This window comes from Mesorhizobium sp. P160187 (genome assembly GCF_057766425.1).
This window is the reverse complement of record NZ_JBYMDX010000003.1, coordinates 614,674-631,571: the sequence shown is the minus strand read 5'-3', so window position 1 is coordinate 631,571 and position 16,898 is coordinate 614,674. Positions and strand designations below refer to the sequence as shown.

Below are 16,898 nucleotides of genomic sequence, written 5' to 3'. Positions count from 1 at the left end.
TCAGCGCAGGCTTTCCAGGTCGCGGATGCGCTTGGCGCTGTCGGCCTCGAGTTGCCTGGTGACAGCGCCGATCAGCGTCTCGGCGACAACGAACAGAGCGGCGGAAGAGTCCCACGCCGAAGGCACGGCGGTGCGTCCTGCAATGACATGGCGGGCGAAGCGGGCGATCGGCGATAGCCACTGGTCGGTGAACAGCACGATCTGCACGCCGCGCTGATGCGCGGTCTCGGCAAAGCGTACCAGACTGTCCTGGTAGCGCCTGATGTCGAAGATCACCAGCACGTCGCGCTTGCCCATGTCGATCAGCCGGTCGCGCCAGATGCTCTCCTGACCGGCGAGGTGATAAACGTCGGGCTGGATGATGGCGAGGTGGGCGGCCATGTAGCGCGCCAACGGATCGGTGAAGCGGCCGCCGATCAGGAATGTCTTGCCGCGCCGTTCGGCGAGCCTTTCGGCGATGTCGGCAAGCTGCCTGTCGGACAGATGCCTGAAGGTCTCGCGCATATTGTCCAGCGTCGCCTCCAGCATTGGCGACACGGCACTGCTGCCCGGTGAGGCCGGATTGAGCGTGCGCGATGCCGGCGACTGCAATTGCGCCGCCAGTTCGTCCTGCAGCGCCGACTGGAATTCGGGATAGTTCTGGAACCCCAGCCTGGAGACAAAGCGCAGGATGGTCGGCGACGATACGCCGGCGGCGGTCGAGAACTCGGCGACCGTCTTCAGCCCGATCAGCGGATAGTTGGCAATCAGCGTTTGCGCGGCGCGGCGCTCGCCGGCCGGCATCGTGCCGATGCGGTCCGAAATCAGTTCGGCAATGCTGGAAATCATCGTTTTCCCCACCCCTGAGCCCGTCCAGACCGCTTCCCCGAAATCGCGTTTGACAAAGCCGGACAAACTGTATGAAATCATCCACAGGGACGCAATGACGCAAAATACGTAACATAAGATACAGCGCTCCCCAGGGGACGGCAGACTATGGAGAGAGCACGGCCCGCCAGCCTTGCATCGTCTGATATCGTAGGGGTGACGAACCCCGGCGGGTCCAGCCCTTTCGTGCTGACCTGCGACCACGCTTCCAACTTCCTGCCATCCGAATTCGGCACGCTTGGCCTGCCGGCCGAAGATCTCTCCCGCCACATCGCCTGGGACCCCGGCGCGCTGCCGGTGGCCCGCCGCATCGCGACCGCCCTCGATGCGACGCTCATCGAAACCCGCATCTCGCGCCTGATCATCGACTGCAACCGTCCGCTCGACGCACCGGACCTGGTGCCGCCGGTCAGCGAGACGACGGCCATTCCGGGCAATGCCGGCCTGTCGGACAGTGAGCGCGCCGAGCGCATCGCTTTGTCGTGGCGGCCGTTCCACGACACGATCGCATCGATCATCGACGACCGGCAGGCGCGTGGGCAGGAGACCCGGCTGGTGTCGGTGCATTCCTTCACCCCGGTCTACAAGGGCAAGAACCGGCCCTGGCATATCGGCATCATCCACGATGACGACCGCCGGCTGGCGTCGCCGCTCATAGCGGCGCTGCAGCGGCTCTCCGGCGTCAGTGTCGGCATCAACGAGCCATATTCGCCGGCCGACCGCGTCTATTTCACTTTGGAGCGCCATGCACGCTCGCGCGGCCTTGCCTGCGCAATGATCGAAATCCGCAACGACGAGATCTCCGGCGAGACCGGGCAGCGGAAATGGGCGGATCTGCTCACAGGCATTTTTTCTGACCTGGAACCCGAGGAGGCAAAGGGTTCCCGGCGACACGCAGTGGGAAAGTCAGTTCAATCGGCCAGCTAGAAAAACAGGGGACGAAAATGGCAGGACCGGACAAATCAGACGCTGAAAGATCGGAGGATGTAAAAACCCTCCATAGCATGGGCTATGCCCAGGAGTTGGCTCGCCGCATGAGCGGCTTCTCGAACTTCGCTATTTCCTTTTCGATCATTTGCATTCTGGCGGGCGGCATCACGTCCTTCCCGCTGGCCATGGCGACCGGCAGCGGCTTCGAGGCGACTGTCGGCTGGGTCATCGGCGGCGTCTTTGCACTTGTCGTTGCCGCGTCCCTTGGCCAGATCGGCTCGGCCTATCCGACGGCCGGCGGTCTCTACCACTGGTCGTCAATTCTCGGCGGGCGCGGCTGGGGCTGGGCCACGGCCTGGATCAACTTGCTCGGCCTGGTCTTCGTCGTCGCCTCGGTCAATGTCGGCGTTTATGCGCTGTTCAAGGACCTTGTCTGGTCCGGCGTGTTCGGTCACGACGTCTCCGCGTGGGGCTATCAGGAGCAGGTGATCGGCGTTGTGATCATCACGGTCGCGCAGGCGCTGATCAACCATTTCGGTATCAGGCTCACCACCATGCTGACGGATTTCTCGGGCTACCTCATTCTGGTCGTCGCCGTCGTGTTGACCGCGATGTTCCTGATCTGGGGCGCAAGCTGGGATTTCTCGCGGCTCACCACCTTCGTCAACAACACCGGTGATCCAGGCGCAGGCTACGTTCCGACCGCACGGACGGCACTCGTCGCCTTCCTAATCGGCCTGCTCTACCCACTCTACACCATCACCGGCTTCGACGCTTCGGCCCACACGTCCGAAGAGACCCACAATGCCCGCGTGGCGGTGCCGCGCGGCATGATCCATTCGGTCCTGTGGTCGCTGGTGTTCGGCTTCGTCATGGCCGTTTCGTTCGTACTGGCCAGCCCCGATCTGGCAGCGACGGCCAAGGATGGCGCCAATGCCTGGTTCAATCTTTTCAACAATCTGCCGGCACCATTCCTGCTGAAGAGCATGATTGCCATCGCAATCGTGCTGGCGAATTTCATCTGCGCGCTCGCCGGACTGACGTCGACCTCGCGCATGATCTTTGCCTTCGCGCGTGACGGCGGCCTGCCCGGTTCGTCGGTGTGGAAAACCGTCAGCCCGACATGGCGTACGCCGGTGGCGGCGATCTGGCTCGGAGCGGTGCTCGCTGTCGCAGCGACATTGTACTCGCCGGCTTTCGCCGCACTGGCGGCCGGCTGTGCATTGTTCCTCTACGTGTCCTACGCCATGCCGGTGGCCGCAGGCCTGCTTGCCGAGGGCAAGAGTTGGACCGAATTCGGCCCGTTCCGCCTCGGCATCTGGTCCAAGCCGTTCGCCGTCATCACGGTGCTTGGCGTTCTGGTGCTGATGTATGCCGGCATCCAGCCGCCCTTCGACATCCTGATCAACTATGCCATCGGCCTGATCGTTCTGCTGGTGGTGCTGTGGTTCGGCATCGAATCGCGCCGCTTCAAAGGCCCGCCGATCGGCGCCGACATTGCTCGCCGCGCTTCGGAGATCGCGGCCGCGGAAGCAGCCGTCGGCCAGACGGCCGGTTAACAGCAAGACTAGATGCTCCGGCCGGCGCAAGCCGACCGGGGCAGGGCCGGCCAGCTAAGAACGCAAAGGGGACTACAATGGCAGCACCGGGTTATTCAGACACAGACAAGGCGGAAGACGTAAAGCACCTCCACTCCATGGGCTACGCCCAGGAACTTGAGCGGCGGCTAAGCCGCTTCTCCAACTTCGCGGTTTCCTTCTCCATCATCTGCATCCTGTCGGGCGGCATCAATTCGCTGGCGCAGGCAACGTCGGGCGCCGGCGGTATCGGCATCGGCATCGGCTGGCTGGTCGGCTGCTTCGTCTCGCTTACCTTCGCGGTCGCCATGTCGCAGATCAGCTCGGCCTATCCGACGGCCGGCGGCCTCTATCACTGGGGTTCGATCCTCGGCAATCGCGGCACCGGCTGGGTGACGGCCTGGCTCAACCTGCTCGGCCTGATCACCGTGCTCGGCGCCATCAACGTCGGCACCTGGACGTTCTTTATCGGCGCCTTCGGGCCGACGCTCGGCATCGAGGGTACGCTGACCAATCAGATGATCTTCCTGGTCATCATCACTGGCGCCCAGGCCCTGATCAACCATCTCGGCATCAAGCTGACGGCGAGGTTGACCGATTTTTCGGGCTACCTGATCTTCTTCGGCTCGATCCTGATTGCGGTCGTCTGCCTGTTCTCCGCCGAGACCTGGGATTTCAGCCGGCTCTTCACCTTCCACAACTACTCGGGTGAGGCCGGCGCCAGCGTCTGGCCGTCCGTCTCGAACGCCTGGGTGTTCGCTCTCGGCCTCTTGCTGCCGATCTACACCATCACCGGCTACGATGCTTCGGCACACACTTCCGAGGAAACCATCAAGGCGGCCTCATCGGTGCCGCGCGCGATGGTCATGTCGGTCATCTGGTCGGCGGTCTTCGGTTATTTGTTCCTGGCCGCTTTCGTGCTGATGATCCCGAATATGGACGACGCCGCCAAGCAGGGCTGGAACGTCTTCTTCTGGGCTTTCGACCAGCGCGTCAGCCCCGGCCTCAAGGAGTTCGTCTACCTCGTGGTGTTCATCGCCCAGCTGCTGTGCGGTCTCGCAACCGTCACCTCGGCCTCGCGCATGATCTTCGCCTTCTCGCGTGACGGCGGCCTGCCGGGCTCGGCGGCGCTGGCCAAGGTCAGCCCGACCTATCGCACGCCAGTGGCGGCGATCTGGACGGCGTCGGTCCTATCGGTGCTGTTCGTCTGGGGTTCGACGCTGGTCTCCGTCGCCGGTACCTCGGCCTACACCATCGTCGTGTCCTGCACCGTCATCTTCCTGTTCCTCTCCTTCACCGTGCCGATCGTGCTCGGCATGCTGGCCTGGGGAACGCCGAAGTGGGACAAGATGGGCCCTTGGAACATGGGTCGCGGCATCTTCATGCTGTTTGCCGTGCTGTCGATCCTGTCGATGATCCTGATCTTCATCATCGGCATCCAGCCGCCGAACGATTGGGCGTTATACATCACCGTTGGCTTCTTCATCCTGACGGCGATTATCTGGTTCGCTTTCGAGCGCAATCGCTTCCAGGGTCCGCCGCTGGGCGACATCATCGCGGCGCGTCAGGCAGCCATCAAGGCAGCCGAGCAGGCCGTCGGCGAAACCGGCCACTGACGTAAACCATCATGGCCATGGCCGGCATCGTGCCGGCCATGGTTTTGTCATCAACGACCAGCGCTGGAGTGCCAAAGGAATGGCCGGAAATTTCTCGTTCGATCAGTTGAAGAAAGCGGTCTCCAATGGCGAGATCGACACGGTGCTGGCCTGCATCGTCGACATGCAGGGGCGGCTGGCGGGAAAGCGTTTCCTGGCGCAGTACTTCGTCGATTCCGCCCATGACGAGACGCATGGCTGCAACTATCTGCTCGCCGCCGACATCGATATGGAGCCGGTGCCGGGCTACAAGGCGGCGAGCTGGTCGAAGGGCTATGGCGACTTCGTCATGAAGCCGGACCTTGCCACGCTGCGGCGGATTCCGTGGCTGGAAAAGACGGCGCTGGTGATCTGCGACGTGCTCGACCACCACACCCATGACGACCTGCCGCATTCGCCCCGCGCCATCCTGAAAAAGCAGGTCAAGCGGCTCACCGAACGCGGCTATATCGGCTACTTCGCCTCGGAGCTCGAATTCTACCTGTTCAACGAGACCTATGATTCCGCCCGCAAGAAGCACTGGCAGGGGCTCGACACCGCGTCGCCCTATATCGGCGACTACCAGATCGGCATCACCACCAAGGAAGAAGGCGTCATGCGCCGGCTTCGCAACGAGATGGAAGCGGCGGGCATTCCGATCGAAAACTCCAAGGGCGAATGGGGCCCGGGCCAGGAAGAGATCAATGTGCGCTATGCCGAGGCGCTCGACATGGCGGACCGCCACGTCATCCTGAAGAACGGCGCCAAGGAGATTGCCGAGTCCGAAGGCAAGTCGATTTCCTTCATGTCGAAATACAATTACGGGCTCGCCGGCAATTCCAGCCACATCCACAATTCGCTGTGGAGCGCCGACGGCAAGACGCCATTGTTCTTCGACAAGAAGGCGGACTGGACTTTGTCCACGCTTGGCCAGCAATGGGCGGCTGGGCAGCTCAAATACGCCAGGGAGTTTACCTGGTTCCTGGCGCCCTACATCAACTCCTACAAGCGCTTCCAGGCCGGCACCTTCGCGCCGACCAAGATCATGTGGAGCGAGGACAACCGCACCGCCGGCTTCCGCCTGTGCGGTGAGGGCACCAAGGGCATCCGCATGGAATGCCGCATCGGCGGCGCCGACCTGAACCCCTATCTCGCGTTCGCCGCGCTGATCGCCGCCGGCCTTGCCGGCGTCGACGAGAAGCTCGAACTGCAGAAGCCGTTCGTCGGCGATGCCTACCAGGCCTCGCGCCTGCCGGAGATCCCGAAGACGCTGCGCGACGCCACCGAGACGCTGGCCAAGTCGAAGATGCTGAAGCAGGCGCTCGGCGACGATGTGCTCGAACATTATGTCCACACCGCAAAGTGGGAGCAGTTCGAATACGACCGCCGCATTACGGATTGGGAACTGCACAGGGGGTTCGAGCGGTATTAAAACTTTATACAGCTTTAATGTTGACAATGTAGTGAAGTTAGTGCCATATGGTACCTGTAAACTGCAGTGCGCTACATTGAGGAGTTTGCAATGTCCAAATATGCGCCGCTCAAGGACTTTCTCATTGCCCAAAATGTCGATCGCGTTCCGATGTCATTCGCCGAAATCGAGAGAGTGCTCAATCTGCCGCTGCCCGCATCGAAGCAATACCCTGCATGGTGGAGCAACAATCCGAGCAACAATCCCATGACAAGGGAGTGGCTTGAGGCTGGGTTCGAGACCGAATCCGTCAATATAGGGAGTGGGAAACTGGTATTTCGCCGCGTTCGCAAAGTGCCCATTTCGGCGCCGCCCAGTGGTAGCGTGCCTGCCGCGCCAAAGGAGGCGCGCGCGGATCGCCACCCCGGTTTTGGTTTCATGAAGGGCCTGATAACAATCGAAGCCGGATTTGATATCACCAAACCTTTCGATGACGAGCCATGGGACCGGGGCTATCTGGGCGGTGAGGCTGACGCGCGCGACGGCAAACTTGCGGTGCGTAAATGAGCGAAGAGCCAAACCTGCTTCTGGATACATGTGCGATGATCTTTGTCGCCAACGATAGTCTGATCGATCCGCACGCAAGCCGGGAGATTTCGGAAGCGGCCTATGACGGCCGTCTGTATCTTTCGCCGATGTCGGCATGGGAGATCGGAATTGGCGTAGCCAAGGGCCGGCTCAATCTGCCATTGGCGCCACTCGACTTCGTGGAGCGATTCATCGAGCGAATGTCGGCAAAGCTCAGCGCTATCTCACCAGCCATTCTGATTGCGTCATCCAACCTGCCCGGTCCGCCTCATGGTGATCCCATGGATCGGATACTGATGGCAAGTGCGAGAGCGTTGGACATGGTTCTGGTGACGCGTGACGAGCCCATCCTTCGCTATGGCCGCAACGGCCATCTGCGTACGCTAGCCTGCTAAACTGGAGCATCCTTTGGAAACCGTAAAACTCAAATCGCCCATCGATGGTTCGATCTATGCCGAGCGACCGATCGCGACCGACCAGGCGATCAATGCCGCGGTCGAGCGCGCCAAAGCGGCGCAGGAGAAGTGGGCGCTGAAGCCGATCGTCGAGCGCGGCAAATTTATGCTGGCGATGCTCGAAGCGCTGGTCGCGATGACCGACGAGATCGTGCCGGAGATCGCCTGGCAGATGGGGCGACCGGTGCGCTATGGCGGCGAGTTCGGCGGCGTCAGGGAACGCACCAATTACATGGTCGAGATCGCTGAAGCCGCGCTGAAATCCGTGCCGGCATCCAACCCGAAGGACGGCTTCCGACGCTATGTGAAGAAGGATCCGCTCGGCGTCGTCATGGTGATCGCGCCGTGGAACTATCCCTATCTGACCGCCGTCAACACCATCGTGCCGGCACTGATGGCCGGCAATACTGTTATCCTCAAACATGCGGCGCAGACGCTGCTGGTCGGCGAACGTTTCCAGCAGGCTTTCGACAAGGTTGGGCTGCCCAAGAGCGTGTTCCAGAATGTCGTGCTCAACCATGCCCAGACCGAGAAGCTGCTCGGCTCGGGCAAGATCGACCATGTCAATTTCACCGGTTCGGTCGGCGGCGGCCGCGCCATCGAGAAGGCGGCGGCCGGCACCTTCATGACGCTCGGGCTCGAACTCGGCGGCAAGGATCCGGCCTATGTGCTGCCCGACGCCAAGCTCGACCATGCGGTGGCCAATCTGGTCGACGGCGCCTTCTACAATTCCGGCCAGTGCTGCTGCGGCATCGAGCGCGTCTATGTGCATGAGAAGGTCTACGACCAGTTCGTCGAAGGTTTCATCGCCGAGACGAAGAATTATGTCGTCGGCAATCCGCTGGAACAGGCGACGACAATGGGGCCGATGGCGCAGGCGCGCTTTGCCGACCTGATCCGCGAGCAGAAGGCCGAGGCGCTGCGCAAGGGTGCAATCGCACACATCAATATGAAGGTGGCTAACGACAAGGCCGGCTCGCCCTATCTGGCGCCGGAAGTGCTGACCGGCGTCGACCACCAGATGAGCGTCATGCGCGAGGAAAGTTTTGGCCCGATCGTCGGCATCATGAAGGTGCGCAACGACGAGGAGGCGATCGCGCTGATGAACGACAGCCCCTACGGGCTGACCGCTTCGATCTGGACCGACGATATCGAGCATGCGGTGGCGATCGGCGACCGCGTCGAGACCGGCACCGTGTTCATGAACCGCTGCGACTACCTCGATCCGGCGCTGGTCTGGACCGGCGTCAAGGACACCGGCAAAGGCGTTGCCCTTTCGGCGCTCGGCTACGACAATCTGACCCGGCCGAAATCCTTCCATCTGCGCGAAGCCATCTGATTTTTTGAAAGACAAGACATGTCCAAGCTGATCTCCAAATGGAACTACCCGACCACCGTCCGCTTCGGTGCCGGGCGCATCAAGGAACTGCCTGAGGTGCTCGCGGCCACCGGCATTAAGCGGCCGCTTTTCGTCACCGATCCGGGGTTGGCGAAACTGCCGGTCGTCGCTTCGACGCTGAAAATCCTCGACGACGCCAAGGTATCCTATGGCGTGTTCTCCGAGGTGAAGCCGAACCCGGTCGATTCCAACCTCACCGCCGGGATCGCCGTGTTCAAGAAGGGCAAGCATGACGGCGTCATCGCCTTCGGCGGCGGTTCAGCGCTCGATCTCGGCAAGCTGATCGCGTTCCAGGCTGGCCAGACGCGGCCGATCTGGGACTTTGAGGATGTCGGCGACTGGTGGACGCGCGCCAATTCGGATGCCATCGCGCCGATCATAGCCGTGCCGACCACTGCCGGCACAGGCTCGGAAGTCGGGCGTGCCGGCGTCATCACCAATGAGGCGACGCACACTAAGAAGGTGATCTTCCATCCGAAGCTTTTGCCGGCAATCGTCATTGCCGATCCGGAACTGTCGGTCGGCATGCCCGGCTTCATCACCGCCGGCACCGGTATGGATGCGCTGGCGCACTGCCTCGAAGCCTATTGCGCGCCGGGCTATCACCCGATGGCCGACGGCATTGCGGTGGAAGGTGTGCGCCTGGTGTTCGAGAACCTGCCCAAGGCCTACGCCAACGGCAAGGACCTTGTCGCGCGCGCCCACATGATGAGTGCGGCCGCCATGGGTGCTGCCGCCTTCCAGAAGGGTCTTGGCGCCATCCACTCGCTGTCGCATCCGATCGGCGCGCTCTACGACACCCATCACGGCATGACGAATGCGGTGTTCATGCCCTATGTCTTGGCCTTCAATCGCGACTCCATCGAGGAGCGGATTGCCCGGCTCGCTGCCTATTGCGGCATCAAGGGTGGCTTCGACGGCTTTGCCAAAGCGATCATCAAGCTGCGCAAGGAATTGAAGGTGCCGCATGCGCTGCCCGATCTGATCAAGGGGCTCGACATGGACAAGAAGCGCAAAGGGCTGATCGCCGACATGGCGGTGGTCGATCCGACCGCCGGCGGCAACCCGGTCAGGCTGACCAAAAAGGCGGCGCTGACGCTGCTCGAGAACACTATCGCCGGCACTGTCTGAGGCGGTTTCTGCGCCGGACGTGATCTAAAAACGAAGGAAAGGAAGGGCAAGGGGGCAAAAAGCAAGGCAATAAACCATTAGCCGGGAAATTAAGTCGAGGCTAATTGCTACAGCCGGTTAAAAAGAGTTAACTTTTCGTACCGCCGGGGGCCAGTTTCAAAAAGCTTTCATCTGGCTGTCATATGAAACCGATACCGCATCGCAGGCGTCCAGGACGCCAGTTCAACGGAGAGAACACATGTTCAAGTTCACAGGGAAAGTGCTTTCCCTTTCGGCCGTCGCCCTCATGGCGACCTCTGCTATCTCGTCGGCCCAGTCCATGGATGAACTGGTTGCCGCTGCGAAGAAGGAAGGCCAGCTCACGACCATCGCGCTGCCGCATGACTGGTGCGGCTACGGCGCCGTCATCGACGGCTTCAAGGCAAAGTATCCTGAGATCACCATCAACGAACTCAACCCCGATGCCGGCTCCGGCGACGAGGTCGAGGCGATCAAGGCCAACAAGGACAACAAGGGCCCGCAGGCGCCCGACGTCATCGACGTTGGCCTGTCCTTCGGCCCGACCGCCAAGGCTGACGGCCTGATCCAGCCCTACAAAGTGTCGACCTGGGACTCGATCCCCGACAGCGCCAAGGATGCCGATGGTTACTGGACCGGCGACTACTATGGCGTGCTATCCTTCCTGGTGAACAAGGACCTCGTCAAGGAAGCGCCTGCTGACTGGGCTGACCTGCTGAAGCCGGAATTCGCCAACACCGTGGCGCTTGCCGGCGACCCGCGCGCCTCGAACCAGGCCATCCAGGCCGTCTACGCGGCCGGCATTTCCGGTGGTGCGGCTGCCGGCGAAGCTGCTGGCACTGCTGGTCTCGACTTCTTCAAGAAGCTTAACGCCGCCGGCAATTTCGTGCCGGTCATCGGCAAACCGGCGACCCTGGCACAAGGCCAGACGCCGATCCTGGTGACCTGGGATTACAATGCACTTGCCGGTCGCGACACGCTGAAGGGCAATCCGCCCGTCGACGTCGTCGTGCCCAAGACCGGTGTCGTTGCCGGCGTCTATGTGCAGGCGATCAGTGCTTTCGCACCGCATCCGAACGCTGCCAAGCTCTGGCTGGAGTATCTCTACTCCGACGAAGGCCAGATCGGCTGGCTGAAGGGCTATTGCCACCCGATCCGCTTCAACGATCTTGCCAAGAACGGCAAGCTCCCGGCGGACGTGATGGCCAAGCTGCCGCCGGCCGAGGCTTACGCTGCCGCGGTGTTCCCGACGCTGGACGAGCAGGGCAAGGCAAAGGAAGCCGTCACCAAGAACTGGGATGCCGTCGTCGGCGCCAACGTCAAGTAAGGCTTGAAACCAACCGGGCGGCCTCGCGGCCGCCCGGTGTTCCTCGGAGACGGTAGCCGGCGCATGACAGATATCTCGCTTTCCGATCACGCAGTTGCCGGGAAGACCGCGCCCCCCAGCGAGGCGCGTGCAATGCGACTGCCGACGCAATGGCTCGGCGTTGCGCCATTCTTCATCTTCGCCATCATGTTCCTGATCCTACCCACGCTCTATCTGATGCTGGGTGCATTCCAGAACGATGCCGGCGAATTCACGTTCGAAAACATAGCAGCACTGGCGCAGCCATCGATTGTCGCCGCCTACTGGATCTCGCTCAAGGTCAGCCTTTCCTCGTCGCTGATCGGCGCCTTCGCAGGTCTCGGCATCGCCATCGCCATCGTGCGCGGCGGCCTGCCGGAGTGGATACGTTCGGCGACGTTGACATTCTCCGGCGTGGCTTCCAATTTCGCCGGCGTACCGCTGGCCTTCGCCTTCATCGCCACGCTCGGCCGGCTGGGCCTTGCCACGGTGATGCTGAACACTTTTTTCGGTCTTAATATCTACGCGCACGGCTTCAACATCCTGTCGTTCTGGGGCCTGACGCTGACCTATGTCTATTTCCAGATTCCCCTAATGGTGGTCATCATCACGCCGGCGATCGACGGCTTGAAGAAGGAGTGGGGCGAGGCTGCGGCGACGCTTGGCGCCACCCAGACGCAATACTGGCGCATGGTGGTCATCCCGGTGATCTGGCCGAGTTTCCTCGGCACGGTCATCCTGCTCTTCGCCAATGCCTTCGGCGCCATCGCCACCGCCTATGCGCTGACCGGCTCTTCACTCAACATCGTGCCGATCCTGCTCTATGCGCAGATACGCGGTGACGTGCTGCACAATGCCCATCTCGGCTATGCGATCGCCTTCGGCATGATCGTCATCACCGGGCTGGCCAATGTCTTCTACATCTGGTTCCGGACGCGCTCGGAGAGGTGGCTGAAATGAAGTCCGGAAAATTCTGGGCCTGGGTCGTCTTCGGGCTGGGCGCGGCCTATTTCTTCATTCCGCTGATCGCGACGGTGGAATTTTCCTTGCGCATGCGGCGCGGCGCTTATTCCTTCGACGCCTATCAGATCGTGCTTGGCGACCCTCGTTTTCAGGCGACCTTTGGCTACTCAGTGCTTGCCGCCATCTTCACCATCATTCTGGGCGTGTTGATCGTGGTGCCCGCCGCCTACTGGATTCGACTGCGCCTGCCGCAACTGCGCCCGATCGTAGAGTTCATCACGCTGCTGCCGCTGGTCATTCCCGCCATCGTCATCGTCTTCGGCTATATCAGGATGTACGGTTCGAATTCGCCGCTGCCGTTCCTGGCGACCGACATGGGCACAAATGCCTTGCTGGTCATCGGCTATGCAATGCTGGCGCTGCCCTACATGTATCGCGCGGTCGATACCGGACTGCGCACCATCGACGTCAGGACGCTGACCGAAGCGGCGCAGATCCTTGGCGCCGGTTGGGGCACGATCATTGGTCGTGTGATCCTGCCCAATGTGCTGATCGCCGTGCTGTCGGGCGCCTTCCTTACCTTCGCCATCGTCATTGGCGAATTCACCATGGCCAGCTTGCTCAACCGGCCCGCCTTCGGCCCCTATCTGCAAAACGTTGGCGCCAACCGCGCCTATGAGCCGGCGGCGCTTGCCATCATCGCCTTCGCCATCACCTGGGGCTGTATGTCGCTGATCCAGATCCTGTCCCGTTTCGCGCCGAGATCGGCGAACCGCCCGAACTGATCGACAAAGTACTGATCGAAAGAAAAAGCCATGGCCGAACCATTCCTCTCCATCCAGCATGTGCGAAAATCCTTCGGCGCCACCACCGTGGTCGAAGATTTCAATCTTGATGTCGAGCCGGGCGAGTTCGTTTCCTTCCTTGGGCCATCGGGTTGCGGCAAGACCACCGTGCTGCGCATGGTCGCCGGTTTCGAAGAGCCGTCGGCGGGCAAGATCGTCGTCGCAGGCAAGGACATCACGAGGCTAAAGCCCAACCAGCGCAATGTCGGCATGGTGTTCCAAGCCTATGCGCTGTTCCCCAACCTGACGGTGGCGCAAAACATCGGCTTTGGCCTGAAGGTCGCCGGCATGCCCAAGGCGGACATCGACAGACGCGTGGCCGAGATGCTCGACATCATCAAGCTGCCGCAGATGGCCGACCGCTATCCCTACCAGCTCTCCGGCGGCCAGCAGCAGCGCATCGCGCTGGCCCGCGCCATCGCGCCGAAGCCGAAGCTGCTTTTGCTCGACGAGCCGCTGTCGGCGCTCGATGCCAAGGTACGTGTGTCGTTGCGCGAGGAAATCCGCTCGATCCAGAAGAAGCTCGGCATCACCACCATCTTCGTCACCCATGACCAGGAAGAGGCGCTGTCGATCTCCGACCGCATCGCGGTGATGTATGGCGGCAAGGCCGAGCAGGTCGGCACGCCGTTCGAGATCTACAACCGGCCGGCGACCAAGTTCGTCGCCAACTTCGTCGGCACGCTGAACGTGCTCGAAGGCAAGGTCACTGACGCCGCGGCCGGCACGGTGCAAGTCAACACGCAGGAAGTCTCGCTCAAGGGCAAGCTCAACGGCTCGAAGTCGGGCGACACGCTGTCGCTGGCGCTGCGTCCCGAGGCGATCTCGCTCGGACGCCAGCCCGGTCGCGATTCAAGCCTGTCGGGCGAAATCTCCGAAGTGCACTTCCTCGGCTCGGTCATTCGCGTTCGCGTCGGCATCGGCGGCAACACGGTGTCGCTCGACACCTTCAACAGCCCGGCAACGCCACCGCCGGCTGTCGGCGAGAAGGCCGACATATCGTTCTCATCGAGCGATATGCTGGTGCTGCACTAGCAAAGCAGCATCCTGGGGCGACCGAGGCGGTCGATTCAAGCTGGCGCGATGAACGGCCGTATCATTGCCGGACCCCGAGTGCTGGATAATCAACAGCATCTTGCCATCCAGCCACTGCCCATGATGCCGCTTCGCCGCTACGATGGGCCATGGCGCTATTCGAACTTACCCTCATCCTGCTTCTGGCTGCCGTCGCGCTGACGGCGCTGTCGCGGCGGCTGGAAATTCCCTATCCGTCCCTGCTGGCTCTGGCCGGCGTCGCGATTGCCTTCGTACCCGGTGCGCCGACGATCGAGATCGATCCGGAGCTGGCGCTTGCCCTGTTCATCGCGCCGGTGCTTCTCGACGCCGCCTATGACACGTCGCTGCGCGACCTCAAGCGCTACCGGCTGTCGCTCGCGCTGCTGGCGCTAGGCGCCGTGGTCTTCACCACCGTGGTGGTTGCCTTGGTCGGCTGGAAGATGGCCGGCCTGCCGATCGCGGCGGCAATCGCGCTCGGCGCCATCGTCGCGCCACCGGATGCGGTGGCCGCATCCGCCGTGCTCAGCCAGTTCAAGGTACCGCACCGCATTACCGCCATCCTGCAGGGCGAGAGCCTGCTCAACGATGCCACGGCGCTGCTGATCTACCGGCTGGCGGTTTCGGCGGCGCTTGGCACGATCATGCTCAGCAACGCCGTTCCGGTGATCCTGCTGGCAACGATCGGCAGTGTGATCGCGGGCTATCTGTTTGGCCGCGTCTCGCTGCTGTCGCTCGGCCGCATCGAGGATGCGGCGAGCAGCACGGTGGTGCAGTTTGCCGGAACCTTCGCCGTGTGGATCATCGCCGACAGGCTGGGCCTTTCCGCCATCATCACCATCGTCGTCTATGCCATGACCATTGCGCGCAGGGCGCCGCGCCAGTCGTCGGCGAGACGCCGCGTCAGCACCTATTCGGTCTGGGAGTCGGCCGTGTTCGTGCTCAACGTGCTGGCTTTCGTGCTGATGGGCCTGCAGGCACGCACGATCGTTGGCAGGCTGGCCGGCGACGGGCAAGGCGAAGCATTCCTTTTCGCCGCAACGGTGCTGGTCGTCGTTATCGTCGCGCGCCTTGTCTGGGTGGCGAGTTACGTCGCGATCATCCGGTGGCTTGCTCGCTTCGGCAGCCAAGAGGCAAGGCGGGAATTGCCGACATTCGGCGGCGCCGTCATTGTCGGCTGGTGCGGCATGCGTGGGTTGGTGACGCTGGTGGTCGCCATTGCGCTGCCGGCCGATTTTCCCGGCCGCGACCCGATCGTGCTTGCCGCCTTCGCGGTGGTGCTGGGCACGCTGGTGCTGCAAGGCATGACGCTGAAGCCGCTGCTGCGCTGGATCAACTTCGACCCCGATAGAACCGTCGACAATGAGGTGGCGCAGGCGCGCGTCGCCATCATGCAGGCAGCACTGGACGTGCTGAGCCGCAAGACATCTGCGGCCGCCGCCGTCGTGCGCGAACAGTATGAAGCGCAGCGCCTGATTGCGGAAAACCCGGAGGACGCTCAGGCCGCGACCGAATACGACCGGCTGCGCCTCTATGCCATTAACCGCCAGCGCGACACGCTCGAGGAGTTGCGCAGCAACGGCACGATCGGCGACGAAGCCTACCACCGGCTGGAGGAAGAGATCGACTGGGCCGAACTGGCGGCATCGCCGGCGGGCCGGTTCCAGCCGCTGACCACATCATAGACGCTGGCCCAGTTCCGCCGTCGTGCCGGTACATTGCAACCCATCTGCCGAACCGCTACTGCCAAAGCGAAATTGAGCCGGATAAGCAATGAAGCTGGTCAGCTACAACATCCAGTACGGGTTCGGCGGCGATGGCCGTTACGATCTTTCGCGCTGCACCAAGCTGGTCGACGGCGCCGATATCATCGCGCTGCAGGAGGTCGAGCGGCATTGGCAGCGCACCAATGAGGACGACCAGCCGGAGGTCCTGTCCAAGCTGCTGCCTAGCTATTACTGGGTCTATGGCCCGGCCTTCGACATGGACGCCAGTGAGCGGCGCGACGGCCGGGTCGTCAACCGCCGCCGCCAGTTCGGCACCATGCTGCTGTCGAAGCTGCCGATCGCCTGGTCGCGGCTGCACGCGCTGCCCATGCGCCGCACGCTCAAGCCGCTCAACACCCGCAATGCGGCGCTCGAATGCATGATCCGCACACCCGCCGGACCGGTAAGGGTCCTGTCGCTGCACCTCGCCCATGTCGCGGCGGAGGAGCGGCTGGAGCAGATCGACTATCTCTTGGCCGAGCATCGCCGCGCGCCGTCCGAGGGCGGCCCGTGGAGCGGCGCGGACGATGAGCCTTCGCGCAACTGGACCAGCGGCGAGGCCGAGCCGGAGAACCCGACAGCTGCGATCTGGATGGGCGATTTCAACATGGAGCCTGGCAGCGCCGAATACAGCCGCATCGTCGGCAGCACGCCCTATCATCGCGGGGCAGCTTATCTCGACGGCTTTGTTGATGCCGCTGCCGTCGCTAGCGAGCCGGCTGCCGATTTCCACACCCATGTGAAAACGATCGACGGGAAAGTGGCAAAACGCCGGCTCGACCATTGCTTCGTCGGCGGTATGTTCGCGGACCGTGTGCGCTCGGTCAGTGCCGATATAGGCGAGATCGCTTCAGACCATTTTCCGGTCCGGATCGATATCGATCTCGAAACGCCTTTGAGCTCAGGAGATCGGTGA

General features: G+C 62.4%; 15 protein-coding genes. 14 read left to right on the top strand and 1 reads right to left on the bottom strand.

Annotation, left to right across the window (positions count from 1 at the left end):
* Window positions 1–828, bottom strand: a complete 828-nt coding sequence (locus AC3CCE_RS06340; RefSeq protein WP_023686446.1) for a MurR/RpiR family transcriptional regulator — start codon at window positions 826–828, stop codon at window positions 1–3.
* Between the two features lie 147 nt (window positions 829–975).
* On the opposite strand from AC3CCE_RS06340, the gene AC3CCE_RS06335 reads away from it, so the two are divergent.
* From AC3CCE_RS06335 to AC3CCE_RS06270, 14 genes are all read left to right on the top strand, one after another.
* Window positions 976–1,794 carry an N-formylglutamate amidohydrolase gene (locus tag AC3CCE_RS06335; protein ID WP_352510366.1) on the top strand — a complete coding sequence of 273 codons (819 nt, stop codon included), beginning with the start codon at window positions 976–978 and terminating at the stop codon, window positions 1,792–1,794.
* Between the two features lie 17 nt (window positions 1,795–1,811).
* On the top strand, window positions 1,812–3,356 hold the full coding sequence (locus AC3CCE_RS06330) for an amino acid permease (RefSeq protein ID WP_352510367.1): 1,545 nt from the start codon (window positions 1,812–1,814) through the stop codon (window positions 3,354–3,356).
* Between the two features lie 77 nt (window positions 3,357–3,433).
* Window positions 3,434–4,990, top strand: a complete 1,557-nt coding sequence (locus AC3CCE_RS06325) for an amino acid permease (RefSeq protein ID WP_352510368.1) — start codon at window positions 3,434–3,436, stop codon at window positions 4,988–4,990.
* A gap of 79 nt (window positions 4,991–5,069) precedes the next feature.
* Window positions 5,070–6,440 (top strand): glutamine synthetase family protein, encoded by a 1,371-nt coding sequence (locus AC3CCE_RS06320; RefSeq protein WP_352510369.1) that lies wholly within the window; start codon window positions 5,070–5,072, stop codon window positions 6,438–6,440.
* Between the two features lie 90 nt (window positions 6,441–6,530).
* Window positions 6,531–6,986, top strand: coding sequence for a DUF7662 domain-containing protein (locus AC3CCE_RS06315; RefSeq protein WP_023695631.1), 456 nt, complete (start codon window positions 6,531–6,533; stop codon window positions 6,984–6,986).
* The gene (locus AC3CCE_RS06310) at window positions 6,983–7,402 is read left to right on the top strand and encodes a type II toxin-antitoxin system VapC family toxin (protein ID WP_031196520.1); all 420 of its coding nucleotides are present in this window, start codon (window positions 6,983–6,985) and stop codon (window positions 7,400–7,402) included. The genes AC3CCE_RS06315 and AC3CCE_RS06310 overlap by 4 nt, the downstream gene beginning before the upstream one ends.
* Window positions 7,403–7,415: 13 nt before the next feature.
* Complete coding sequence (locus tag AC3CCE_RS06305) at window positions 7,416–8,801, top strand: aldehyde dehydrogenase family protein (protein ID WP_352510370.1); 1,386 nt, start codon at window positions 7,416–7,418, stop codon at window positions 8,799–8,801.
* A gap of 18 nt (window positions 8,802–8,819) precedes the next feature.
* Complete coding sequence (locus tag AC3CCE_RS06300) at window positions 8,820–9,992, top strand: iron-containing alcohol dehydrogenase (protein WP_023683212.1); 1,173 nt, start codon at window positions 8,820–8,822, stop codon at window positions 9,990–9,992.
* A gap of 238 nt (window positions 9,993–10,230) precedes the next feature.
* Complete coding sequence (locus AC3CCE_RS06295) at window positions 10,231–11,337, top strand: ABC transporter substrate-binding protein (RefSeq protein ID WP_023671169.1); 1,107 nt, start codon at window positions 10,231–10,233, stop codon at window positions 11,335–11,337.
* Window positions 11,338–11,400: 63 nt separating this feature from the next.
* A complete protein-coding gene (locus tag AC3CCE_RS06290; RefSeq protein ID WP_023817252.1) occupies window positions 11,401–12,315 on the top strand; it encodes an ABC transporter permease in 915 nt (304 codons plus the stop codon).
* Entirely contained in the window at window positions 12,312–13,103 is a 792-nt protein-coding gene (locus AC3CCE_RS06285; protein ID WP_023671171.1) for an ABC transporter permease, read from the top strand. The genes AC3CCE_RS06290 and AC3CCE_RS06285 overlap by 4 nt, the downstream gene beginning before the upstream one ends.
* 30 nt (window positions 13,104–13,133) lie before the next feature.
* Entirely contained in the window at window positions 13,134–14,198 is a 1,065-nt protein-coding gene (locus tag AC3CCE_RS06280) for an ABC transporter ATP-binding protein (RefSeq protein WP_023686439.1), read from the top strand.
* A 149-nt stretch (window positions 14,199–14,347) separates the two neighbouring features.
* On the top strand, window positions 14,348–15,901 hold the full coding sequence (locus AC3CCE_RS06275; RefSeq protein WP_023695635.1) for a cation:proton antiporter: 1,554 nt from the start codon (window positions 14,348–14,350) through the stop codon (window positions 15,899–15,901).
* Between the two features lie 88 nt (window positions 15,902–15,989).
* Entirely contained in the window at window positions 15,990–16,898 is a 909-nt protein-coding gene (locus AC3CCE_RS06270; RefSeq protein ID WP_023710922.1) for an endonuclease/exonuclease/phosphatase family protein, read from the top strand.